Source organism: Microbacterium sp. ZW T2_14 (assembly GCF_044987405.1).
Classification (GTDB): Bacteria; Actinomycetota; Actinomycetes; order Actinomycetales; family Microbacteriaceae; genus Microbacterium.
On sequence record NZ_JBJDRK010000024.1, the window covers coordinates 32,782 to 55,964 of the forward strand.

The 23,183-nt window shown below is 69.5% G+C and carries 23 protein-coding genes and 1 tRNA gene; 8 read left to right on the forward strand and 16 right to left on the reverse strand.

Annotated elements, in window-relative coordinates:
• Positions 1-227: 227 nt before the first annotated feature.
• Complete coding sequence (locus ACI3KY_RS09925; RefSeq protein WP_404930010.1) at positions 228-443, forward strand: three-helix bundle dimerization domain-containing protein; 216 nt, start codon at positions 228-230, stop codon at positions 441-443.
• A gap of 93 nt (positions 444-536) precedes the next feature.
• Here ACI3KY_RS09925 and ACI3KY_RS09930 read toward each other — a convergent pair whose 3' ends face one another.
• The 9 genes from ACI3KY_RS09930 to ACI3KY_RS09970 all read right to left on the reverse strand — a co-directional run bounded on the left by ACI3KY_RS09930 (position 537) and on the right by ACI3KY_RS09970 (position 8,241).
• Entirely contained in the window at positions 537-1,166 is a 630-nt protein-coding gene (locus tag ACI3KY_RS09930; RefSeq protein WP_404930011.1) for a M23 family metallopeptidase, read from the reverse strand.
• A 353-nt stretch (positions 1,167-1,519) separates the two neighbouring features.
• Positions 1,520-1,592, reverse strand: a tRNA-Arg gene (locus ACI3KY_RS09935).
• 38 nt (positions 1,593-1,630) lie between these two features.
• Positions 1,631-2,257 carry a hypothetical protein gene (locus ACI3KY_RS09940; protein WP_404930012.1) on the reverse strand — a complete coding sequence of 209 codons (627 nt, stop codon included), beginning with the start codon at positions 2,255-2,257 and terminating at the stop codon, positions 1,631-1,633.
• A gap of 73 nt (positions 2,258-2,330) precedes the next feature.
• On the reverse strand, positions 2,331-2,612 hold the full coding sequence (locus tag ACI3KY_RS09945; protein ID WP_404930013.1) for a Fe-S cluster assembly protein HesB: 282 nt from the start codon (positions 2,610-2,612) through the stop codon (positions 2,331-2,333).
• Between the two features lie 153 nt (positions 2,613-2,765).
• A complete protein-coding gene (locus ACI3KY_RS09950) occupies positions 2,766-4,517 on the reverse strand; it encodes a carbohydrate-binding domain-containing protein (protein ID WP_404930014.1) in 1,752 nt (583 codons plus the stop codon).
• On the reverse strand, positions 4,484-5,380 hold the full coding sequence (locus ACI3KY_RS09955) for a polyphosphate polymerase domain-containing protein (protein WP_404930015.1): 897 nt from the start codon (positions 5,378-5,380) through the stop codon (positions 4,484-4,486). The genes ACI3KY_RS09950 and ACI3KY_RS09955 overlap by 34 nt, the downstream gene beginning before the upstream one ends.
• Positions 5,377-6,036 (reverse strand): DUF4956 domain-containing protein, encoded by a 660-nt coding sequence (locus ACI3KY_RS09960; RefSeq protein ID WP_404930016.1) that lies wholly within the window; start codon positions 6,034-6,036, stop codon positions 5,377-5,379. Before ACI3KY_RS09960 ends, ACI3KY_RS09955 begins: the two co-directional genes overlap by 4 nt.
• Positions 6,033-7,220, reverse strand: a complete 1,188-nt coding sequence (locus tag ACI3KY_RS09965; RefSeq protein ID WP_404930017.1) for a glycosyltransferase — start codon at positions 7,218-7,220, stop codon at positions 6,033-6,035. Before ACI3KY_RS09965 ends, ACI3KY_RS09960 begins: the two co-directional genes overlap by 4 nt.
• A 4-nt stretch (positions 7,221-7,224) precedes the next feature.
• Positions 7,225-8,241 carry a phosphodiester glycosidase family protein gene (locus ACI3KY_RS09970; protein ID WP_404930018.1) on the reverse strand — a complete coding sequence of 339 codons (1,017 nt, stop codon included), beginning with the start codon at positions 8,239-8,241 and terminating at the stop codon, positions 7,225-7,227.
• Positions 8,242-8,521: 280 nt separating this feature from the next.
• Between ACI3KY_RS09970 and ACI3KY_RS09975 the strand changes: the two genes are divergently transcribed.
• Entirely contained in the window at positions 8,522-10,102 is a 1,581-nt protein-coding gene (locus ACI3KY_RS09975; RefSeq protein WP_404930019.1) for a Re/Si-specific NAD(P)(+) transhydrogenase subunit alpha, read from the forward strand.
• A complete protein-coding gene (locus tag ACI3KY_RS09980; protein WP_404930020.1) occupies positions 10,099-11,568 on the forward strand; it encodes an NAD(P)(+) transhydrogenase (Re/Si-specific) subunit beta in 1,470 nt (489 codons plus the stop codon). The genes ACI3KY_RS09975 and ACI3KY_RS09980 overlap by 4 nt, the downstream gene beginning before the upstream one ends.
• A gap of 32 nt (positions 11,569-11,600) precedes the next feature.
• On the opposite strand, the gene ACI3KY_RS09985 is transcribed toward ACI3KY_RS09980, so the two are convergent.
• The 3 genes from ACI3KY_RS09985 to ACI3KY_RS09995 all read right to left on the reverse strand — a co-directional run bounded on the left by ACI3KY_RS09985 (position 11,601) and on the right by ACI3KY_RS09995 (position 13,854).
• A complete protein-coding gene (locus tag ACI3KY_RS09985) occupies positions 11,601-11,954 on the reverse strand; it encodes an Lsr2 family protein (protein ID WP_404930021.1) in 354 nt (117 codons plus the stop codon).
• A gap of 167 nt (positions 11,955-12,121) precedes the next feature.
• A complete protein-coding gene (locus ACI3KY_RS09990; RefSeq protein WP_404930022.1) occupies positions 12,122-13,042 on the reverse strand; it encodes a LuxR C-terminal-related transcriptional regulator in 921 nt (306 codons plus the stop codon).
• A 221-nt stretch (positions 13,043-13,263) separates the two neighbouring features.
• Positions 13,264-13,854 (reverse strand): methylated-DNA--[protein]-cysteine S-methyltransferase, encoded by a 591-nt coding sequence (locus ACI3KY_RS09995; RefSeq protein ID WP_404930023.1) that lies wholly within the window; start codon positions 13,852-13,854, stop codon positions 13,264-13,266.
• Positions 13,855-14,064: 210 nt separating this feature from the next.
• Here ACI3KY_RS09995 and ACI3KY_RS10000 point away from each other — a divergent pair, with 210 nt between their 5' ends.
• Entirely contained in the window at positions 14,065-17,832 is a 3,768-nt protein-coding gene (locus ACI3KY_RS10000; RefSeq protein ID WP_404930038.1) for an AAA family ATPase, read from the forward strand.
• Positions 17,819-18,019 (forward strand): hypothetical protein, encoded by a 201-nt coding sequence (locus ACI3KY_RS10005; protein ID WP_404930024.1) that lies wholly within the window; start codon positions 17,819-17,821, stop codon positions 18,017-18,019. The genes ACI3KY_RS10000 and ACI3KY_RS10005 overlap by 14 nt, the downstream gene beginning before the upstream one ends.
• A 136-nt stretch (positions 18,020-18,155) precedes the next feature.
• Here ACI3KY_RS10005 and mscL read toward each other — a convergent pair whose 3' ends face one another.
• From mscL to ACI3KY_RS10020, 3 genes are read right to left on the reverse strand one after another with little or no spacing between them, the layout of a single operon-like run.
• Complete coding sequence (mscL, locus tag ACI3KY_RS10010; RefSeq protein ID WP_404930025.1) at positions 18,156-18,575, reverse strand: large conductance mechanosensitive channel protein MscL; 420 nt, start codon at positions 18,573-18,575, stop codon at positions 18,156-18,158.
• A gap of 44 nt (positions 18,576-18,619) precedes the next feature.
• Positions 18,620-18,919, reverse strand: a complete 300-nt coding sequence (locus ACI3KY_RS10015) for an FmdB family zinc ribbon protein (protein ID WP_404930026.1) — start codon at positions 18,917-18,919, stop codon at positions 18,620-18,622.
• 17 nt (positions 18,920-18,936) lie between these two features.
• Entirely contained in the window at positions 18,937-19,533 is a 597-nt protein-coding gene (locus ACI3KY_RS10020; RefSeq protein WP_404930027.1) for a 5-formyltetrahydrofolate cyclo-ligase, read from the reverse strand.
• A gap of 80 nt (positions 19,534-19,613) precedes the next feature.
• On the opposite strand from ACI3KY_RS10020, the gene galU reads away from it, so the two are divergent.
• A complete protein-coding gene (gene galU, locus ACI3KY_RS10025) occupies positions 19,614-20,501 on the forward strand; it encodes a UTP--glucose-1-phosphate uridylyltransferase GalU (RefSeq protein WP_404930028.1) in 888 nt (295 codons plus the stop codon).
• Between the two features lie 36 nt (positions 20,502-20,537).
• Entirely contained in the window at positions 20,538-21,167 is a 630-nt protein-coding gene (locus ACI3KY_RS10030; RefSeq protein ID WP_404930029.1) for a GNAT family N-acetyltransferase, read from the forward strand.
• A 13-nt stretch (positions 21,168-21,180) separates the two neighbouring features.
• Here ACI3KY_RS10030 and ACI3KY_RS10035 read toward each other — a convergent pair whose 3' ends face one another.
• Complete coding sequence (locus ACI3KY_RS10035; RefSeq protein ID WP_404930030.1) at positions 21,181-22,371, reverse strand: enolase C-terminal domain-like protein; 1,191 nt, start codon at positions 22,369-22,371, stop codon at positions 21,181-21,183.
• Between the two features lie 109 nt (positions 22,372-22,480).
• Here ACI3KY_RS10035 and ACI3KY_RS10040 point away from each other — a divergent pair, with 109 nt between their 5' ends.
• Positions 22,481-23,182 (forward strand): RraA family protein, encoded by a 702-nt coding sequence (locus tag ACI3KY_RS10040; RefSeq protein WP_404930031.1) that lies wholly within the window; start codon positions 22,481-22,483, stop codon positions 23,180-23,182.
• The last annotated feature ends 1 nt before the right edge of the window (position 23,183 follow it).

Genomic DNA, 23,183 nt, shown 5'->3' on the forward strand with positions numbered 1-23,183 from the left:
CAACGCCACTCGGAACGACCTTCCATGCGAGCCGCAACCGCGTCGGCGGTGTGCTCGCGAGGCGGCGCTCGATACGTCCGCCCTCCCGCACGGCGCGCGGATAGCTGTCGCTCACATCATGCCCTGCCCCATCTCTCGTCGTCTCCATTCTGGTGCGGTGTCCGGGCGGGCACGAGCAGGATGCCTTCGCCCGCTACGATTCGCAGACCAGCACGCGAGGAGGACCCGTGGCCGAAAAGGGAATCGACGAAGACAGCGCATTTCGCGAACTCGTCGAGCGAATGACGAAGAAATATCCCGACTTCCCCTCGGAGCGCACGATCGAGATCGTCGATGCGGTCCGCGCGACGCTGGACGATGCCAAAGTCCGAGACTTCGTTCCGGTGCTCGCCGAGCGAGAGGTGAAGAAGCGCATCAAGCAGGAGCAACGCTCGGAAGCCTGACTCGGTGCGGTAGGACGGCGCCCGGCTGAATGCTCGCGGCTGGCTCCGCTCTCGTTCGCCGCCCGCATGAGGATGGTCTACGGAGAACCCGGTTCAGTGGTCGTCTACGGTGATCAGCTGCGATTCAGCGGGAAGCTCAGCACCAGCGATCGTTCTGAAAGCGATCGGCATGCCGCGTGCTGTTGACCATTCGATGCTGTCCGTGACCTGCACGTGCACATGTGGTTGGGTGCTGTTCCCCGAGTTACCGCATGTCCCGATCGGCTGACCGTCGCGCACGAGGTCGCCGACGCGGACGCTGACTGACCCCTTCCGCAAATGAGCGACAAGAACGAAGGGTCCATCGTCGCCCAGGTCGATGACGACGTGATTTCCCGCGATCGCACCAGGGCCGCGCCTTATCCGCTCGGCCTGTCCTGTCATGTAGCGCAGAAGTGCGAGCTGCGATCTCCGTGCCTCGTGATCGATCTCACCGTCGTGAGCGACGACCACCACACCTGCACCGGGTGCAAACACGGTGGCACCAAATCCGATGAAGTCTTCGGGTCGCTCAGTCGTTGCGACGGCTCGCCAACTCCAGGGCGCCGATCGCCCACGGGAGTCGACCGGGATCAGGTCGATGGCATAGGTGGTCCCCATCAGATGCGTGCCATGGCTTGGCACCCGCCGGGCGGGGCTGTTCCGTGCACGAAACACCCCGTTCAAGGGATAGTTCAGCAGCACTGGCCCTCGGTCTCGCGGGGGAATCGGCATACGGTCATTCTGCTTCGAATCGCGCGGCCGACTCCACCATCACTCGTTATCGCGGTCAAGAGGGCGTACGTGGTTGGTCTGAGCGCATCGCGGTGCTGGCCATTGCTCGAACCTGTTGGAGCACCGCTCGACAGCATTGTGACCTTTGTGTGCGAAATGGCGCCCTGGTCGCGGGGGACCGCGCGGCCAAAGTGACCAGTCACTGGTCGACCGAGTACACGACCTCGCGAATGTGAAGGTGGCCCAGAAGCTCCTGGGACACGCCTCATGCGTGAGGCACGAACCCCTGAGATATCCCTGGTCACAGGCGGAAAAGGGCACGTTGCCCCCTGGAGGGACTCGAACCCCCAACCGTTTCCTTAGGACGGAACTGCTCTTCCATTGAGCTACAGAGGCTGGCTCCGACAGTCTACGGGCTTCATCGTGAGGGCCCGTCAGTCCCCGAAGTCCGGCCGCACCTCGGCGATGCCGTCCAGCTCGGCCTGCAAACGGCCGTACAGCACCCACCCCTCACCGTGCCAGCCGGCCGGAGGTGGATCATCGAGATCGCGATCCTGCCAGCGGTCGTTCCAGGCGGCGAGGTCCGCAGCCAGTGAGTCCGAGAGGCCGAGGGCTGTGGCATCCATCGGGTAGTTGTCCGTGAAGGACTCCCACAGCGGCCACGTCACGCCCCACTCGGAGAACATCCGCACCACACGCAGCCCGTTCGGCAGCACGACGGCCTCCCCGCGGCGGCGGCGGGCGGAAAGGTAGCGGTTCTGCATCTCGGCACGCAGGCGCCATTCGAAGGCGGATGCCGGAGCACGGCGATAGTCCATCCCCGACAGCCACACGAGCCCGCGTCCACGCGGGTCGGCGTCGTCCACCACGAGGGCGAGGGACCACAAGTCTCGGTCGTTCTCGGCGAGAGCGCGCGTGGACTCCAGCACGTCATGGAGAGAGGCGTCCACAATGTCGACTGTCTTCACCACGGCGTCGGGGCCCGAGTACACGAACACCCGGTAGCGCGCATCGAAGCTCTCCCACGCGGTGTCGCGCTCATCGACGGTCTCGCCTCTCATGGCTTCGACAATAGGGAGGGGCATGCGAAGGCCCCGGCATCCATGAGCGGACGCCGGGGCCTTCGTGAGATCGTCAGCCCTTGTCGCCGAGGGCGAAACGCACGGCGCCGTCGTTCGACAGCTCCGCGTCGAGGACGCGGTTCTCGAGAACCGTAGCCGCCGTCTCGTCGAGGAAGACGCGGGCGCCGCCCTCATGCACGACGGTGTCGGTCGCCTCGGGAGCTGGTACGACACTCAGTTCGAATCCTTCGGAACTTCCCGTGTCGCGGATACGCACACCTCCGTCTTCGGCGAGCGGGACGCGGGCGATGAGTTCTTCGACGGCCTCGGCGGCGGTCTGGGTCAGCGTGAGCATGCTTTTCCTTTCCTCGTGCGGTTCCGAGTCGGCCACGATTCCGAGATCCCCGCGCCGATGCAACCCCTACGCGCCGAGTGCGCCGCATTCGGAGGGAGTTCCCACGTTCGGCCGCCGCCGGGTGACGAACCCAGCGGCGACCCGGAACGGGGATTACGGCCGGCGTCCGCCCCCGCCACCCATGCCGCCCGAGACGTTGACGCCCTCGGTCACGGTGGCGGCCGAGACGCCGTTGACCGCGATCGCGTAAGAGGCGCCGTCTGTCACTGCGGGGCCGCTGTAGAACACGGCGCCGAAGCCCTGGTCGGCCGCGAATGTGGCGATCACGGTGCCGGCGGCATCCGTCACCTCCAGGGTGTCGCCCGCCGAGCCGCTGGCCGTCGCGGCCACCCACTGCTGCGCACCTGTCGGCGTCACGAGCACCGAGCCGGCGACGAAGATCTCGCCGCCGTCGATTGCGATGGCGCCGTTGGAGTCGAGGGCCCCCTGTCCGCCGGCCGAGCTCGGACCGCTCACCACGGTCGTGCCGCCGGTGATCGAGATGGAGCCGTTGGAGTCGAGGCCGTCGCCGACCGCGGCGATGCGCAGAGTGCCGCCCGAGATCGTGAGGGTCTCGCCGGAGTCCTGCTCGCCGCCGCCCATGCCACCGCCGCCTTGCGTGGCGGACGCCGTCCCGCTCGCCGCATTGATGCCGTCGTCGCTCGAGGTCACATCGACCGTGCCGCCCGAGATGGCGACGTCCGCGGCTTCGAGCCCCTCGACCGACTCAGCGACGGTCACATCGCCGTCGCGGATCTCGAGACGCTGCTCGGCGTGGATGCCGTCGTCGCCCGAAGAGACGGTGACGGTCCCGCCGCCGATGCCGATCGATCCATCGGAGTGCACGGCGTCGTCGACCGCGTCGACGGTGACGTCGCCACCGTCGAGCGCGACGACGACACCGGCCGAGATGCCCTTGGGCGAGTCGTCGGCGGTCGAGGCATCCGATCCGGTGGTGATGGTGATGGTGCCGCCTGTGACGACGGCATCCGTCGCCGCGGCGATTCCATCGTCGCCGCTGATGGCGTCGACCGAGCCGCCGGTGATCGCGACGAAGCCCTGCGTGACGTCGTCGGTCTGGTCGCTCTTGAGCGCATCACCGCCGGCGGTGACCTCGATGGTGCCGTCGGCAATCGTGAGCGAGTCCTTGCCGCGCAGACCGTCGTCCACGGCGTCGACCGTGATCGTGCCCGAAAGGACGACCAGATCGTCGGTGCTCGCGATGCCGTCGTTGCCGTTGCCCGACACCTCGAGGGTTGCCGTGCCCGTGCCCGAGATCGTGAGGTCGGCGTCGGCGTAGATCGCGGCGTTGGCCTCGGCGTCGTCGGCGTACGACGAGGCATCCGAGACGCTGTTGTCGCTTCCGTCGGCGAGGAAGATCGCGACATCGTCGGCGCTGGTGACCGTGATGGCGGACGAATCGGATGCCGAGATCTCGGCGTCGTCGAGGATCAGCACGACCTGCGCGTCGTCGGGCGCCGCGACCACCACCTGCCCGTCGAGCGAGCCGGAGAGCCGGAACACCCCTGCGGCGGTGATGGTCACGGTGGACCCGTCGACGGACACGGCATCGGAGTCGCTCGACGCGGAGGTGCCGTCGAGGGCGATTTCCCCGGCATCCGCTTCACTCCACTCGTCGTCTTCGACGACGGTGACGTCGGCGTTGGCCGCGAGCACCGCCGCCGCGCTGAGGTCGGAGTCGACGACGGTCGCCGTCTCGCTGGTCGCTGTGTCATCGGTCGACGTCGTCGAAGTCGTCGACGCCGCCGAGCTCTGCACGGCGCAGCCGGCGAGCACGAGTCCGGTGAGGGTCAGCGGCGCGGCAGCAAGGATCAGGCGGCGGCGGAGCGAGAGGTGACGGGACATGTGGCGTCCTCCTTCGGGGTGGCGCTGGTGCGCTTTTGGGCAGTGGTCGGGTGGGTCGAGCGGACGGCGGGCCGGCTCGTGGGCTGGCTCGTGGAAGGCAGGGCGCGGTGGGTAGCGTCGAACGGGCCGCGCAGCAGCCGCGCCCAGCGGTTGCGGGGGAGCGAGGGGTGAAGTGCGGCGAGTCCGGTGGCGTACTTGCTGACCGTGGCCGGCCGGTGTCCGGCACGCCACAGCGCGCGGTCGACCCCCGACGGCTGCGCGCCCGACTTCGTCTCGACGATCGCGGTACCCGGGAGCGCGAAGCCGTGCCCGTCGGGCTCGATCCACTCGAGCGCGGTGTCGACGGTGGCGCGGCCGCAGCCGTCTGGCGCGAGCAGGGTGGCGCGGCGGTAGCGCGTCAGCAGCGTCGCGCCGAGATCGTCGGCGCGCCCTGCGGCAACCCCGATCGTCGCGAAGGCGTCCGCGACGTCGTCGCGGGCGTCATCGGTGAGCCGGTCGCGGTCGCGCAGGTCGTACTCGTCGCGAGCCTTCACCGTGGTGCCACGGGCGCCGCGCGTCTTGATCTCGAGGTACGACGTGCCGGTGTCGAGGTAGCTGCGCGTGCGCAGCTTGAACCGGCGCCGGCGCGGCTGCGCGGCCATGCGGAAGCTCAGCAGGTCAGGGGTGTCGAAGTACACCGACTCGTACGCGAAGTCGCGGGCGCCGTCGATCTCGAGCACCCGGGTACCGGGGGCGACCGCAGTGATGACGCGGTCGAGGTCGGCCAGTGGCACGACGTACTTGCGGTCGATGCGGGTGAGGAGGGATGCCTCGGCCACGAGCGCGTCGAGCGCCACGGCGTCGAAGCGGTCGAAGCTCGTCATCGCCGGGCTCCTTCCAGAGCGGGCGCAGGGACTGCGCTTGCGCCGCGGCCGCTGCCGCGGCCGCTGTCGAGGGCGGCGCGGTCGCCGCGCGCCGGTCGCGTGCCCACGCGCGGGACGCGGTAGCGGACGTCGACGAGGGTCGTGTCGTTGACCAGGTCGAGCTCCTGCACGGTGGTGGAGGTGACCGTGCCGCCGAGGCGCGTCTCGAGCTCGGCCCGCAGCTCGCCCTCGTCGGCGACGGCGCGGTCGAGCCGCACGACCTGGTGGCGGGAGCGTGCGAGAAAGGCAGGGTGATCGGCGGCCCACAGCACCACGAGGATGAGCGCGACCAGCGCGGCGACGGGCCACGGGTCGGTCTGCGGCAAGCCGGTGAGGAGCCCGATCGCGAGCGCCGCGAAGTAGTACGCGACCTCGCGCTGGGTGATCTCGGACGAGCGCAGCCGGATGATCGACAGCACACCGAACAGGCCCAGACCCAGCCCCATCGCCACTTCGGCGGTGCCGAGCACAGCGGCGACGGCCATCACGCCGACGTTCACCCCCAGGAACGCGACGACGAGGTCGCGGCGGTGGTGCCGGCGGTAGTACAGGCCAAGGCTCAGCACGAGCGCGGCGGCCAGATCGATGCCGATGAGGATCAGCGCACTGGTGGTCATGGGTTCCTCCCGATGGGGTGTTCGTTTGAATCCAGTCGAGTCGTCGCCGCTATGCGGTTGCTATGACGGGCGTCAGCTCCGGTGCTGAGTTCCGCGCGGGCCGGCTGGACGCCGAACACGAAGCTGCGCTGGACGCCGTAGCTCGTCACGAACAGCACGGCCTCGGTCGCGATCTTGGCCACGACGAGCGGCAGCCCGTACCTCGTGAGCGCGTCGAGCCACACCACGTTCGAGGCCAGCAGCGCGACAGCCAACACGGCATAGCGCAGCGCCTGGCGCGGAAGTTCGGCCGAGCGAGCGCCAGCGAGACGAAGCGTTCGTCCCTGTCCTGTCGGTGAGCCTGTCGAACCAGCGCGGAAGACCACGCGGCGGTTGACGGCGAAGTTCACCGAGGCGCTGACCACGCGGGCCGCGATGATCGACGGCACCAGCATGCCCGTGAGCGCGTGCAGCGCCAGCAGCAGAACCGTGTCGAGGCCGAAGGCGAGCAGCGACGAGCCCGCGAACAGCAGCAGCGGCAGCATGATGCGCAGCGAGTCGGCGACCGGGCGGAAGTGGCTCGACGCATTGCCGTCGAGGTACACGGTCTCGATGGGCAACTCGCGGGTCGCGACGCCGTCGCGGCGGCACCGCAGCAGCACGTTCTGCTCGTAGGCGAAGCGCTCGCCGGGCTGGTCGCGCACCCAGGCGATGAGACCGGATGGGATGCCGCGCAGCCCTGTCTGCGTGTCGCTCAGCCTCCATCCGGCCGCGAGCCGGAAGACGCCGCGCGCCACCGCGTTGCCCGCGCGCGAACGCAGCGGCACGCGGCCCGAGAACCCGCGGCAGCCGAGGATCAGCGCCGGAGTGGCTGCGGCGGCATCCTCGCGGAGGGCGTCGGCGACGCGGAGGATGTCGGTGACGGTGTGCTGTCCGTCGGCGTCGGCGGTCACGACATCGTCGCCCGGGTGCTCGGCGAGCGCGTGGTCGAGTCCGGTGCGCAGCGCCGCCGCCTTGCCGCGGTTCGCCTCGTGACGCAGCACCGTTGCGCCCGACGCGGCGACGAGTGCGAACGTCGGCGCGAACGCCGGCCCGCTGCCGTCGTCGACCACCACCACCTCGACGTCGGGGTCGGCGGCGAAGAGGTCCGCGACGACGGGCTCGAGGCGGCGACCCGGCTCGTACGCGGGGATGAGGACGATCACGGCGTCACTCCGCGTCGTCGCCGGAAGCGGAAGCGTCGGCGATGTACAGGATGTCGCTCGTGGCGCGCTCGTCGCCGTTGGAGGGCGAGTTGATGACCTCGCCGTCGAAGTACATCGTCGACGAGCCGCCGCCGTCGAGGTTGTACGCGGTGGTCGCGCCCAGGTCGATCATGATGTCGGCGAGCTCGGTGAGGGTGACGCCCTCGCTGTACCCCGACTGACGCCCGTCGACCACGACGAACACCAGGTGGTTCTCGTCGATGACGCCGACCGCGGTGCGGGGCTGGTCGCCCTGGATCGAGTGATTGCCGATGTTCGTGTCGATCTCCTGCGACTCGATGCCGTCGACGACGGCGCCCTCCGCGACAATCGCCGGGCCGAAGCTGAGCGTGTTCCACGCGCCGTCGGCGAGCAGCGCCTCGGCACTCGTGGTGGTCTCGTCGTAGATCTCGACCGTGCCGTCGGTGTAGAACACGAGCCCCTCGCGGGCCGGCTCGTCGCGGAAGACGACGCCGTTGCGGATCACGATGCCGGTGTCACGGAACCCGTAGTAGTCGCCATTGATGGCGAAGACCGCGTTGTTGTCGGCTGCGATCTCGCTCGTGAGCTCGGTGATGTTCTCGCCGAACTGGTCCTTCGCGAAGGCGCTCTGCAGTGTCGTGGCGTCCGACAGCGTCACATCGGCGACGTAGTACGTCACGGTGTCGGAGCCGGAGCCCTCAGTGACCGTCGAGATGGAGATGGCCGTGCCGGCGTCGGTGTACGAGGTCGCCGTAACGACCGCGTCGGCGGCGGCCGCGGCATCCGTCGTCTTCGTCGCGTCGGCTGTCGAGTCCGTCGACGAATTCTGAGCCTCGTACTCCGACACGTCGGCGATCTCGACGTGCTCGACGAGGAAGCGGTCGACGACCCACACGGCGCCCGCGCCACCGGAGAGGGCGACGACCAGGCCGGAGGCGATGACGATGTTGCGGAGCCGGCGCCTGCCGGGCGTCGTGCTGCCGCTGCTCTTCTTGTCCATGCCTTCATGGATAGGCGGCCGACCTACGGCGACCTTCGCCCTGAGCTATGAAGTTTCTCGGTGAGGATGCCGGGGGCCGGGCCACGGGAGCGGCCGAAGAAGCCGGATTGTGGTGCGTCGACAGCAAGATCTGTGATTCTTGACATCGTGTCGGGCGCAACGTGAGGTAGAACCGCGTGGCGGTCTGACATGGTGGAGGCGTCGTGGCGAGCGTCGAGGAAGGCGCCCGCGAGCCCTTTGTGAGGGCGGCCCACGCCGCCCACCCGAACGTGAGGAACGCATGACCCGCATTGGCATCGTCGCCGAAGCGCCCGGAGAGAACCGGGTGTCGGCGACCCCCAACACCGTCCCCAAACTCATCGCCCTCGGCTACGACGTCGTCGTCGAAGCCGGCGCCGGCGCCGCCTCGTCGTTCCCGGACTCCGCGTTCGCGCAGGCCGGGGCGACCGTCGTCGACGGAGCGACCGCCTGGGCGGCGCCGGTCGTACTCAAGGTCGTCGCGCCGACGCCGGCCGAGATCGACCGGCTCGCCGACGGCGCGACGATCGTCGCGACGCTGAGCCCGGCGCTGCGGCCCGACCTCGTCGAGGCGCTCGCCACGCGAGGGATCACGGCCATCGCGCTCGACGCGGTGCCGCGGATCTCGCGGGCGCAGTCGATGGACGTGCTGAGCTCGATGGCCAACATCGCGGGCTATCGCGCCGTCGTCGAGGCCGCGCACGAGTTCGGCCGCTTCTTCACCGGCCAGGTGACGGCAGCGGGCAAGGTGCCGCCCGCGAAGGTGCTCGTGGCGGGCGCGGGTGTGGCGGGACTCGCCGCGATCGGCGCGGCCTCGAGCCTCGGCGCGATCGTGCGTGCGACCGACCCGCGGCCGGAGGTGGCCGACCAGGTCGCGTCGATCGGCGGCCAGTTCCTCGAGGTGGTCGTGCCGGACGAGGCGAAGCAGGTCTCGGCCGATGGCTACGCCAAGGCCACGAGCGAGGCGTACGACCGGCGCGCCGCCGAGATCTACTCGGAGCAGGCGGCCGACGTCGACATCATCATCACGACCGCACTGATCCCCGGCCGGCCCGCGCCGCGCCTCATCACCGCTGCTGACGTCGCGTCCATGCGGCCCGGCAGCGTGATCGTCGACATGGCGGCGGGGCAGGGCGGCAATGTCGACGGGTCGGTCGCGGGGGAGAAGGTCGTGACCGAGAACGGCGTCGTGATCCTCGGCTACACGGATCTGCCCGGCCGCCTGCCGCAGCAGGCGTCTCAGCTGTTCGCGACGAACCTCGTCAACCTGCTGAAGCTGCTCACCCCCGGCAAGGACGGCGTGCTCGCCCTCGACTTCGACGATGTGGTGCAGCGCACGGTCACCGTCGTGCAGAACGGCGAGATCACCTGGCCGCCGCCGCCGGTGCAGGTGTCGGCCGCGCCGACCGGCCCTTCGGCAGGCTCAGGGGCCGGAGCAGGCGCGGGGACCAGGACAGCGGCCCCCGGGGTCGAGGCGAAGAAGCCGATGTCCGCCGGCGCCCGCACCGGCCTCATCCTCGCCGGAATTGCGGCGCTCTTCGCGATCTGCGCCTTCGCGCCGCCACCGCTGCCGCAGCACTTCCTCGTGCTGACGCTCGCGATCGTGGTCGGGTTCTACGTCATCGGCCATGTCGCCCACGCGCTGCACACGCCGCTGATGAGCGTCACGAACGCGATCTCGGGCATCATCGTGGTCGGTGCGATGGTGCAGATCACGCTGCCCGATCTCACGGTCCAGATCCTGGCTGCCGTGGCCGTGCTGCTGGCGAGCATCAACATCTTCGGCGGGTTCGCGGTCACGCGGCGCATGCTCGCGATGTTCCAGAAGGGTGAGAGCCGATGACCGCCGTCGCCGGACAGGTGGCGGGCGCCGCCTACATCGTCGCCGCACTGCTGTTCATCCTCAGCCTCGCCGGACTCAGCAAGCACGAGACCAGTCGCCGCGGCGTGACGTTCGGCATCGTCGGCATGGCGATCGCCCTCATCGCCACGGTGTGGGTGACGGCCGCCGGCGCGTGGGGTGCTTCGACAGGCTCAGCAACCGAGGGAACGGACTCGTCGGCGGGCAGCGCGGCGACGACCGGGCTCGTGCTCCTCGTCGTCGCGGTCGTCGTCGGCGGGGCGATCGGCCTCTGGCGCGCGCGGGTGGTCGAGATGACCGGGATGCCGGAGCTCATCGCGCTGCTGCATTCCTTCGTCGGTCTCGCTGCCGTGCTCGTCGGGTGGAATGGCGCGCTGTACGACACCGGCCTCGAGGGTGCGCTTGCCGACATCCATCACGCCGAAGTGTTCATCGGCGTCTTCATCGGCGGCGTGACCTTCACCGGATCCATCGTCGCGTTTCTGAAGCTGTCGGGTCGCATCTCGTCGAAGCCGCTCATGCTGCCGGGGAAGAACGCGCTCAATGTCGGCGCCCTCGTCGCGTTCCTCGTCCTGACGGTCTGGTACGTCATCACGCCCGAGCTCTGGCTGCTCGTGCTCGTCACGGCGCTGGCGCTCGCGCTCGGCTGGCACCTCGTCGCCTCGATCGGCGGCGGCGACATGCCCGTCGTCGTCTCGATGCTCAACAGCTACTCCGGCTGGGCGGCTGCGGCGGCAGGGTTCCTGCTCGACAACGACCTGCTGATCGTGACGGGCGCGCTCGTCGGGTCGTCGGGTGCGTACCTGAGTTACATCATGTGCAAGGCGATGAACCGGTCGTTCCTCTCGGTCATCGCCGGCGGCTTCGGCATCGAGGCGCCGGCCGGCGGCGAGCAGGACTACGGCGAGCACCGCGAGATCGATGCCGAGGGCGCGGCCGACCTGCTCGCCGGCGCGTCGACCGTCGTGATCACGCCGGGCTACGGCATGGCCGTCGCCCAGGCGCAGCACGGCGTGGCCGACCTCGTGCAGAAGCTGCGCGAGCGCGGCGTCGACGTGCGGTTCGGCATCCATCCGGTCGCCGGCCGCCTGCCCGGCCATATGAACGTGCTCCTGGCCGAGGCCAAGGTGCCGTACGACATCGTGCTCGAGATGGACGAGATCAACGACGACCTGTCGGCCGCCGACGTCGTGCTCGTGATCGGCGCGAACGACACCGTCAATCCGGCCGCGGCGGAGGATCCCGGCAGCCCGATCGCCGGGATGCCGGTGCTGCGGGTCTGGGAGGCCCAGAATGTCATCGTCTTCAAACGATCGATGGCATCCGGATATGCGGGCGTGCAGAATCCGCTGTTCTACCGCGACAACACTCAGATGCTGTTCGGAGATGCGAAAGAGAAAGTCGAGGAGATTCTCTTCCAACTCTCACGCACGTCGGAACTGCGCTGAATCGTCGTGAAAAGGCCGCGAGGCGGCGTGCGTCAGTGCGCCGCCTCGTAGGCTTCGAGAACGGTTGCCGGAACCCGACCCCGCTCGGAAACCTGATAGCCGTTCTGCTTCGCCCATTCGCGGACGGCGCTGAAGTCCTGCTGCCCGCTGCGGCGGCGCTTTCGCCCGGCCGATGCGGCACTGGATGCCGCACGGGACGATGAAACCGAACGTGCGGCTTTCGTGTAACGCTCGAGACTGGTGCGCAGCGCTGCAGCATTCTCTTCGGTGAGGTCGATCTCGTATGCGACACCGTCGAGGGAGAACAGCACTGTCTCGCCTTCGCCGGCTTCCAAAAGGGTTCCGTCGATGTCATCGACGAGCTGGTGAACGATTCTTCGGGCCATGCTGGAACAATATCCGCAATTGTCGCCCCCGCCCAGGCGATATTCCCATTATGGAGAATTCCCTCATCAAGCATTCATGATCCGCCGCCGAATTTGGATGATTCGCGATGTCCGCGGCATTCCGTTTCACCTCGCCCGCACCGTGATCGGACGAGGTCGGGCGGAGGTCAGGGAAGAAGGCCGGCGCGACGCGCCGTCACGACTGCCGCATGACGGGTGGAGGCATCCAGTTTCGCCATCGCGGACTGCAGGTACGACTTGACGGTGCCTTCTTTGAGATCGAGGGTCGCGGCGATCTCCGCGTTGGTCGCGCCGAGCGCGGCGCAGGCGAGCACATCGATCTCGCGCGGGGACAGCCGGACGTCCAGTTCCAGCGGTGGTTCGCTGCTGTCCTGCGAGAGGGCGGCCACACGGTGCTCCAGGCGTGCCAATCGCGCGCGCAGCGCCGGGTCGTCGACGACGGCGGCGATGCTGCGCAGCTCGGCGTACGTCTCGCGCAGCTCTTCCCGCGTGGTGGCGGGCATCGCGGCAGGTCCCGCCGGCGAGGGGGAGAGGGTGAGTCGGCGCTGCACCTCGTCACGGATGCGCAGCTCGCTCGACAGCTCTTCGGCGACGGCGAACGCGGGCCGGGCGACGACGTCGCCGACCGGCGACTCTGCCCACGACCCGCAGTAGATGACTCCTCGCGCACGGTTGCCCACCATCACGGGAACAGCGAACAGGGTGGCGATGCCTTCGCCGAGCACGGCACGGTCGTAGTCGTGCGTGATGCTGCGCGACGATCCGTAGTCCACCGCGAGACGAGGGCGCTTCTCGACGAGCGCGCGCCCACCGAGTCCGCGCGAGGCCTCCACGACCAGACCCTCGAGCGAGCGAGTGCGGGCACCGTGGATCGAGGTGACGTGGATCGCGTCGCCGCGCGCGAGCCCACCGAAGCCCACCGGGAAGCGCGTGCGGCGCACCAGCTCGGCGACCGCCAGGTCCAGGGCCTGCGCATCACCCTGAGCAGTGCCGAGGGCATCACCGGCCGGGCCGACGACGCCCGCGCGAGCGGGGTTCGGCGCACGATGTGGGAGGGACGCGCCCACGAGTACCTGCTTCCGGGGTGACGGCGTCCTCGCCGCCATTCGTAGGCCGACTTTACCACCGGCAGATGCGGGGCCCGGGTGGCTGGTCCACCAGGGCCCCGCGGCGAGCGGGCGGCCTACACGCCCGCCGCCGGCTTTGTGTCGGACGGGTGGGGCGGGCCGCCCGCGTCCGGGTTTGTTCGAGTGTCTGAAGCGTTCCGTCTCGCTTGTTCCTCGCTCGTTCAACCACCGGCCTGATCCGGCGCCTGCGGAACGCTCGGGCCCTGCTCAAGGTCGACGAGGAACCGCTTCATCTCGGGCCGCCCGCCGTAGTCGCCGAGCGAGCCGTCGGCGCGCACGACGCGGTGCACCGGAACGACGACAGAGAAAGGAGTGGTCGCGCACGCCGTGCCGACCGCGCGGGCGGCACGCGGAATGCCGGCTGAGATGGCCACTTCGCCGTAGCTCGCCGTCTCGCCGTACGGGATGTCGCACACGGCGTCGAGAGCCGCGCGCGTGAAGCCGCGCACCAGGCGCCAGTCCAGCGGCAGGTCGAACTCACGGCGGTCGCCGGCGAAGTACTCGTCCAGCTGTACCCCCGCCAGCTCGAACAGGCCCGCCGCGTCGACGTCCTCATCGGACGCAGAACCCGGCTCCGCACTCTCATCCGGGACCGGCAGCGCGCGCAGGCGCAGCGCGACCCGCTCGATCTCGGCGTGCAGGGGGCCGTCGAAGGGATGGAGGGTCACGATGCCGTCGGCTGTCGTGACGATGAGGATGTCGCCGATCGGCGACGGGTGGACGCGATAACGGGGGGAGTCCTCGGGTGTCATGCGACCATCCTGGCGCGCAGCGCCGACCCGGAGGCCGGTGCAGGCGACGATCTGTGGGAAGCCTCGCGCGGTCCGGCGTTGGGGAGGAACCGCCGATGCCGTGGCTGATCCGGCCGGGTCCAATACCGCGAAACTCAGGTCCATTGCAAGTGCCCGGCGGCGACCGCCTTTAGGGTGGCACGTGTGTGGCGAGCAGAACGGAGCGCCGTGCTGGGCTCAGAAGACGCCGAGCGCGGGCATGACGTGACCCCGGGCGATCTGGGTCTCGCCGAACCCGACGTCACTGTCGTGCACGTCGCGGAGTCCGAGCGCGACCGGCTCCGCCAGCAGTCCGCCGCCCTGGGTGGCAGGTCGACCCTGCTGCACTTCGCCGATGGCCAGGACGCCTCGATCGAGATCACCAAAGCGCACCCCGGCAGCCTGCCGCAGTTCATCACCGGTCGTTCGACGCTCCTCTCGAACCTCTTCCGCGACGAGGTCGCGCTGCGCAACGCCCGGCTGGCCGCCGAGCGCATCACCGCGAAGGATCAGGAGCTCCGCACGACGAGGGGCCTCGATACCGTGCGGCTCGCTGTGGGCCTCGCGACCTGGCGTGTCGGAGGGATCGGCTGGAGCGCACCGGTGCTGCTGCGTCCGCTCGCCATCCGACGCCATCACGGTGACTTCGAGCTCAAGCTGCACGGGACGTTCTCGGTCAACCCCGAGCTCATCCGTGCGATGCGCACCCACTTCGGCATCATCATCGACGCCGGCGGCCTCGCCGCCCTCGCGTATGACAACGGCGTGTTCAAACCGCAGCCGGTGATCGACCACATCCGTGCGCTGACGGCGAGAAGCGAGACCTTCGCGGTGAAGCCGCGACTGCTGGTGTCGAGCTTCGCCGACGTCGGCGGCGACATGGCCCTCGACGCCTCCAACCTCGACCACCGCGTGCTCAACGCCCTGGCCGGCCACGTCTCCGACCGCGAGTCGCTGACGCTCCACCGCCGCGGACCGGTGCCGACGAGCCCCGACGAGCGTCCGCCGGCCGCCGACATGCTGCTGCTCGACGCAGACTCCGAGCAGGAGCGCGTGCTGGCCCGGGTGACCGACGGACAGTCGCTCGTCGTCCACACGCTGCCCGGCACCGGCGGCACCCAGACCGTGATCAACGCCATCGGCGCGCTCGTGCGGGACGGCAAGCGGGTGCTGGTGGTGAGCGCTCGCCGCTCGACGCTCGACGGCGTGCGCCACCGGCTCGCCGGCATCGGGCTCCCGGGCCTCGCGGTCTCGCCCGACCGCCTGCAGCGCGATCTCATCCGTGCCATCGGCCGCAACGAGAAGGCCCAGGCGCCGAAGGTCTCAGACATCGACGACGCGCTGGTGCGCCTGCGGGGAGTCCTCCGTGACTACCGCTCGGCCGTGACGGCGCGGCATCCGTCATTCGGGGTGTCCGTCCTCGACATCCTCCGTGAGCTCGCCCGGCTCGCCGAGGAGGGCGGGACGCCGGTGACCGAAGCTCGCTTCGACGGGGAGGCGCTCGCCCGTCTGGCCACGACGCGACAGGATGCCGCAGCCAAGCTGGCCGCGGCGGCCCGGCTCGGCGAGTTCCGGTTCGGCCCCGACGACTCGCCCTGGTACGGCGTCACGTTCACGACCGTCGAAGCGGCACACGGCGCCCACGCGCTCGCCCGCAAGCTGCACCGCAGCGACGTGCCGACCCTCCTCGAGCGCGGCTACGAGCTCATCGCGCAGACGCGCATGCGTCCGTTCCAGACGATCGCAGAACTCGGTGTGTACCTGCGCCTGCTGCGCGGCATCCGGGACTCGCTCGATCGGTTCAGCCTCACCGTCTTCGAACGGCCGCTGGGAGAGCTGATCCAGGCGCACGCGCCGCGGCGCGACGCACCCGACATGACCGGGGCCAACCGTCGCCGGCTGCGTCGGCTGTCGCGCGAGTATCTGCGTCCCGGTGTGCACGTGCCCGACATGTACGAGGCGCTCGTGCGCATCCAGCAGCAGCGCACCGAATGGCAGCGGTACGTCGAAGCCGGGGTCACGCCCGAGGTGCCGCTCGGCCTCGCCGACGTGCAGGTCGCGTGGCAGCGCGTCGACGCCGAGCTCGGCGAACTCGACGCCGCGCTCGGCCGCAACGACCCCGACCGGCTCGCCACGATGCCCGTGAAGCACCTCGTGCGCACGCTCGCCGGCCTCGCCGCCGACTCGGACGTGTTCGACAACCTCAAGGAGCGCGCGACGTTGCGCACCGAGCTCGCCGCGATGGGCCTGGAGCCCCTCCTGCTCGAGCTGTCGGTGCGGCACGTTCCCGAGGACGAGGTGGCGGCCGAGCTCGAGTACGCGTGGTGGCAGTCCGCGCTCGAGCTGCTGCTGCGCACGGACCGCGCCGTTCTCGGTGCCAACACCGCCGTCGTGGACCGCCTCGAGCGCGACTTCCGGCTGGTCGATGAAGCGCATGCCGCGGCATCCGGTCCCCTCCTCGCCGCGCAGCTGGCCACGCAGTGGCGCATCGGCATCGTCGACCACAAGGACGAGGCCGACGGACTGAAGCAGGCGCTCAAGCGCGGCGCGATCACCGCCGCCGAGCTCGCCGCCGTAGCACCGTCGCTCTCGCGAACGCTCGCGCCGGTGTGGCTGGCCTCGCCGTACGAGGTGCCCCGGATCCCCGACGCCGTCGCGTTCGACGTGGTGATTCTGGCGGATGCCGGAGCCCTGTGCCTGGCCGAGGCAGCGCCCGCGCTCCGCAGGGGCGGGCAGATCGTGGCGTTCGGCGATCCGGTCACGCAGAAGCCGACGCCGTTCCGGGTGGCCGCAGGCTCGCCGGTGTCGGCTGCCGTCACGCCGCCGCAGACCAACGGGACCGGCCCCTCTGCCTCAGCCTCAGCCTCCGCCGACGATTCCGCCGACGACGAGGTGCCCTTCGATTCGGCGAGCGTCTTCGAGCGGCTCGCCGAGCTGCTGCCGGTCGAGACGCTGACCCGCAGTTATCGCGCCGGCGGCGAAGACCTCGCGGCCCTCGTCAACGACGCGTTCTACGGCGGCGAGCTCGTGTCGCTCCCGTGGGCCGGGTCGTACCTGGGCCGCGGCAGCCTGACGGTCGACTACGTCGAGGGCGGCCACGGCACCCCTGACGCCGTCACCGGCGCTGTCGAGAGCCCGGACTCCGAGGTCGCGCGCGTCGTGACCCTCGTGGTCGAGCACGCGGTCAACCGGGGGAGCGAATCGCTGATGGTCGTGACCGCATCGGCGCGTCACGCCGAGCGGATCCGCGGAGCCGTCGAGGCCGCCTTCGCCGGGCGCTCAGATGTCGCCGACTTCGTCTCCCGCGACACCGCTGAGCCGTTCGCCGTGCTGACCCTCGAGGAGTCGGTCGCCGAGAGCCGCGATCGCGTCGTCTTCTCCCTCGGCTTCGGCCTCACCAAGCACGGCCGCGTGCTGAGCGACTTCGGCGACCTCTCGTCGCCCGACGGGGAGCGGCTGCTGACGGTAGGCATGACGCGCGCGCGCCGCTCGATGGTGATCGTGTCGTCGATCCGGCCCTCGGCCTTCGACGATGGGCGCCTGGAGTACGGCGCCGCGACGCTCATGACGATCCTCGGCGGCATCGCCGCGCGCTCGCGGGAGGCGCGGCTCGAAGATCTCGCCGATCCGCTGACCCGGGGCCTGGCCCGCGAGCTTCGCCGCGCCGGCCTCTCCGTCGACGTGCACTACCGCGGCCTGCTGCCGCTCGTCGCGCAGTACGACGGCAAGGCTGTGGTGGTCGAGAGCGACCCCGAGACGATCGGCGAATCGCTGCGCGAGTCACTGCGCCTGCGTCCGCAGATCCTGCGCCGCCTGGGCTGGCATTACGTGCGCGTGCACTCGTTCGACCTCTACCGCGACCCCGCCGACGTCGCGCAGCGCATCGCCGCGATGCTCGGCGTGCCGCCCGACGCGCCCCGGGTCGACAACGAGACCCAGCCGATCGATGTCGTCGAGTGACCGTCAGCGCATCGAGCGGGTCAAGGGCTCACGCCGCGCGAAGCTGACGCCCGCGCCCGGCACGAGCGCCGAGCCCGTCCCTGCTGATGAGACGACGGATGCCGCGGCCGCGGCCCCCGACGCGACTTCAGGGTCGTCAGGGCCGAACGACGAGCGCCTACGCCGCGACGTTCCGCCGCACTACTGACCGGCGCTGTGCGCGCCCCCCGGCGAGTCGCCCCGGGGATCCGCGCCGCCAGATCCGCGAGAGTGCACTGGGTGGACGAGGGGTAGGGGAGTTGCCTAGCTCTCGGCCACCAGCTGCACCCTCGCGGGAACGGGCGTCAGGACCTCGAGGTGCTCTGCGCCTCGAGGATGTCGCGGATCTGTACCAGGATCTCCTGCTCGGTAGGAAGCTTCGGCTCCTCGTCGGCGGGCGTGATCCCGGCCTTGGCGGCCGCCCGCTCCTTCAGGACGTTCATCGGGTGCACGAAGACGAAGTAGACGACGATCGCGACCGCCAGGAAGGCGATGATCGCGTTGATCAGGTCGCTGATCGGGAACGTCACCGGTCCCCAGAGACCGTTCACCGTGATGCCGATGGTGCCGTTCTTATCCGGCTTCCAGACGAGGGCGATGAGCGGGTTGATGATGCTCGAGACGATCGCGTTCACCACCGCGGTGAACGCCGCGCCGATGACCACCGCGACCGCGAGGTCGATGACGTTGCCGCGCAGGATGAACTCTTTGAAGCCCTTGATCACGGATACCCCCCTGGGTGTCGACCCGCGCCGGGGGCGCCGGACGATCAGGATCCGGACGGCGCGGGTGAGGCCTTCGCCTCGGACTTCGATGATGTCGAAGTCGACGAGGAGGCGCCAGTCGAGGCATCCTTCGCGCCGCTCGTGCCGGCGTCGGCGGTCTTCGCGCCGGCGCGCGAGTCGGTGCGGTAGAAGCCCGAGCCGTTGAACGTCACGCCGATGGAGCCGTACTCCTTGCGCAGGACGCCGCCGCACTCGGGGCATTCGGTGAGGGTCGGATCGGCGAAGGACTGCACCGCGTCGAAGCGGTGACCGCATTCCTTGCAGGCGTACGCGTAGGTGGGCATGGCTCTCTCGGTGGGTGTCAGCGCCGGGTGGGCGCGAGGGTGATGGTGCGCGTGGGCGTGACGACGCCGGTGACGCGCTGATCGAGTTCGTCGCTCGGGACCTCATCGACGAACTCGGAGTCGAAGACGACGGCGTACACGGGCGGGCAGCGCTCCATGGACCCGAGGGTCTTGTCGTAGAAGCCGCGCCCCCATCCGAGTCGCATGCCGGTGCGGTCGACCGACGCTGCCGGGATGATCAGCAGGTCCACGTCGTTCACGGCGATCGGTCCCAGCAGTTCGCCGACGGGTTCGGGGAGCCCGAACATGCCCTCCGCGATATCGCCCTCTGGCGTGGCGACCGCCCAGTCGAGCAGGCCGTCGGTGCGCGTCACCGGAAGGAGCACGCGGATGCCGCGGGCCACGGCATCCGTCACGAAGGAGCGTGTGCCCGGCTCGGTGGTGGTCGACAGGAAGCAGGAGATCGACTGCGCGCCGTGCTCGGCGACGAGGGCGTCGAGCTGAGTGCGGACACCGGCCTCGGCGAGTTCGCGCGCCTGGGGGGTGATCAGCTGGCGGCGCTCGCGGAGCTCTGCGCGCAGGGCGCGCTTGGCATCGGCGATGGCGTCGGGCATGTGTCGATTCTACGGCGCGCCGCTCCACTCCCGGTCGTGTACGAAATCGGCCCAGGGGACGTGCCGTCTAGACTCGGGGAATGCCTCATTCTCCGATCAAGGCCGTCATTCCGGCCGCCGGTCTCGGCACCCGCTTCCTTCCTGCTACGAAGGCGATGCCCAAAGAGATGCTCCCAGTCGTCGACAAGCCGGCGATCCAGTACGTGGTCGAAGAGGCCGCGAAAGCCGGCATCGACGACATCCTCGTGATCATCGGCCGTAACAAGAACGCGATCTCGAACCACTTCGACTCGGTGCCCGAGCTCGAGGAGAAGCTGAAGGACAAGGGCGACACCGACCGCCTCCACCGCGTGCTGGAGTCGAGCGATCTGGCTGACATCCACTTCGTGCGCCAGGGTGAGCCCAAGGGCCTCGGGCACGCCGTGCTGCGTGCCAAGGCGCACGTCGGCAACTCGTCGTTCGCCGTCCTGCTCGGTGACGACCTGATCGACGAGCGCGATGAGCTGCTCACCACGATGATCGCGGAGCACGAGCGCACCGGCGCCGCCATCATCGCGCTCATGGAGGTCGATCCCGCGCACATCAACCTCTACGGCGTCGCCTCGGTCGAATCGACCGATGGCAACGGCGTCGTCAAGGTCAACGGCCTCGTCGAGAAGCCCAACGCCGAGGACGCGCCCTCGAACCTCGCCGTGATCGGCCGCTACGTGCTGTCGCCGAACGTGTTCGAGATCCTCGAGCGCACCGAGCCCGGCAAGGGCGGCGAGATCCAGCTCACCGACGCGTTGCAGGAACTGGCGGCCGACCCCGACGGCCCGGGCGTCTACGGCGTGGTTTTCCGTGGCCGTCGCTACGACACCGGCGATAGGGTGGACTACATCAAGGCCATCGTGCAGCTGGCGGCGGATCGCGACGATCTCGGCCCCGCACTGCGTCCCTGGTTCAAGGAGTTCGCGGCGACCCTCTGATCTTCGGATCCGACGCCGCCCGTTCGAGGGAGTCTCGTGGATCTGTCGGCTCCTCGCAGGCACGGGTCGGTGGCCATCCGGCTCGTGAAGCAGCGCGACGCGCGCGTGCTGCAGAACGAGCTGCTGTCCAATCGCGGCTGGTTGCGCCCGTGGGAGGCGACCAGCCCGGACGGGCCCGTCTCCTTCGACATGCGGATGGGCGTCCGTCGGCTGCTCCAGCAGTATCGCGACGGCGCCGGCGTGCCGTTCGTCATGGAGTCCGACGGTGAGATCGCCGGCCAGCTGAACGTGTGGGGCATCGCGCGCGGCTCGCTCGCGTCGGCCACGATCGGCTACTGGGTGAGCGAGCGGTTCGCGGGCCGGGGCATCACGCCGACCGCTGTGGCGCTCGCGACCGACATCTGCTTCTCGGAACTGCGGCTGCACCGCATGGAGATCTGCATCCGCCCCGAGAACCGCGCCAGCCTTCGTGTCGTCGAGAAGCTCGGCTTCCGCTACGAGGGCCTGCGGCGTCGCTTCATCCACATCGACGGCGACTGGCGCGACCACTACGCCTTCGCCCTCGTCCGCGAGGATGTGCCGGAGGGCGTGCTGCAGCGCTGGATCTCGGGCCGCGCCCCGCAGGATGCGGCCACGGTGCCGCCCGCCGACCGCCTGCACGCCTAGAACTTGGCGTCTGCTAGATGCCGCCGACGCTGGGGTACCAGTCCGGCCGGCGCTCATCCACGTGGAACCGTGCGTAGTAGTCGCCGTGCTCTTCAAAGAAGCGCTCGTACTTGTCCATCTTCTCGGGGTCCAGTTCGACGCCGAGGCCTGGCCCTGTGGGCACCGCGATGCTGCCGTCGACATAGCGCATCAGACCGCCGGCGATGATGTCGTCCTCGAGGTAGTGGTAGTGGGCGTCGCCGGCGGTGGTCATCTCGGGAATCGTGCTCGCCGTGTGCAGCATCGACGCCAGCTCGACGCCGAACTCGCACCCTGAGTGCATCGCGACGCCCAGCCCGAACGTGCGGCAGACCGCCGCGAGCTCCTTCACGCCGCGGGGACCCTCCCAGTAATGGATGTCGGTCAGGACGACGTCGACAGCGCCGAGGCGGATGCCGGGGGCGAGGTCGTCGAAGCGCGCCGGGTACATGTTGGTCGCGATCGGCAGGCGCACCTGTTCGCGCACGGCCGCGTTGCCCGTGAGGCCCCACGCCGGATCCTCGTAGTACTCGGGGGCGACGGCCTCCAAGCGTCGACCCATCCGCACGGCGGTGGGAACCGACCAGACGCCGTTCGGGTCGATGCGGAGCCGGTAGTCGGGGCCGAGCCGGTCGCGGCAGAGCTCGAGGACGCGCACCTCCTCCTCGGGCGCGAGCACCCCCGCCTTGAGCTTCATCGCGCTCACGCCGAGGGTCTCGGTGAGCTCCTCGCAGAGGTCGACCATGTCCTCGGCGCGTGCGTCGTCGCCCCCGCCCGGGCGGTCGTAGCGCCAGAACAGATAGGCGATGAACGGGACCTCGTCCCGCAGTCGGCCGCCTAGCAGGTCGCTGAGCGGCCGCCCGATCGCCTTCCCCTGGATGTCGAGGCAGGCCATCTCGATGGCGGCATAGAGTCGCGCGTTCGACATGTAGTAGATCGAGCGCAGCACCTTCAGCTTGATCACCTCGAGCTGGAACGGGTCGAGCCCGATGACGCGCGGCTTGAGCTTGAGGAGGGCGCCGCGCTGGTCGCCGCCGCCCACCTCACCGAGACCCACGATGCCCTCATCGGTGACGAGCTCGATGATCGTCCGCATGAAGTAGCCCGGATGCACCCCGGTCGAATGGCGCAGCTGGGCGTTGGTCGGGATGGCGACGGTGCGAGCCCGCAGATCGACGATGCGCATGCGGGGATCCTAGCCGAGGATCATCGGGTTGTCTTGTTCAGTGCAACGTGTGTATTGTCTGCTGCAACAGGCTTGCAGTGATGACAGAGCCGGATGACCAAGGATGCTCATGACGAACCCGTACGAATACGCCGTCTCTGTGCCGGAGCTCATCGAGCGCTACCGTGCCACCTATTCGGGGGCGGTCTACGACGTGCTCGACGCTATGGGCTATCCGTACCAGGCGCTCGCGAGCGACATCAAGCCGGTCGACAACCGTTGGGTGATCGCGGGCCCTGCCTTCACCCTGAAGGGGATCCCGGAGCCCACGGGCGACGAGCGACTGCGTGCGCGCCGCATCCACATGTTCGAGGCGATGAAGGAGGTCGGGGTCCCGATCATCGACGTGCGCGATTGCAGCTTCGATATGCAGGCCGCGCACTACGGTGAGATGAACGCGACGGTCGGGGCGTCCTGCGGTGTCATCGGCGCCCTCGTCGACGGAGGCTCGCGGGACACGCGCTTCCTGCTGGAACGGGACTTCCCGGTGTTCGCCCGGTACCTGACGCCGGTCGAGGCGGTCAAGCGCTGGAGCTACTACGACTGGCAGCTGACCATCGCGCTGCGCGGAGCCCTTACCAGCATCGTCGTCGTCTCGCCGGGCGACTTCGTCATGGGCGATCTCGACGGCGTCGTCGTGATCCCCCGCGACATCGTCGTCGAGGTGCTCGAGAAGACCGAGGAGCTGATCCGTCACGAGGACCAGGTGCGCGAGGAGTTCAACGACGGCGAGGACCCCGTCGAGGTCTACCGACGCCATGGTCGCCTCTGAC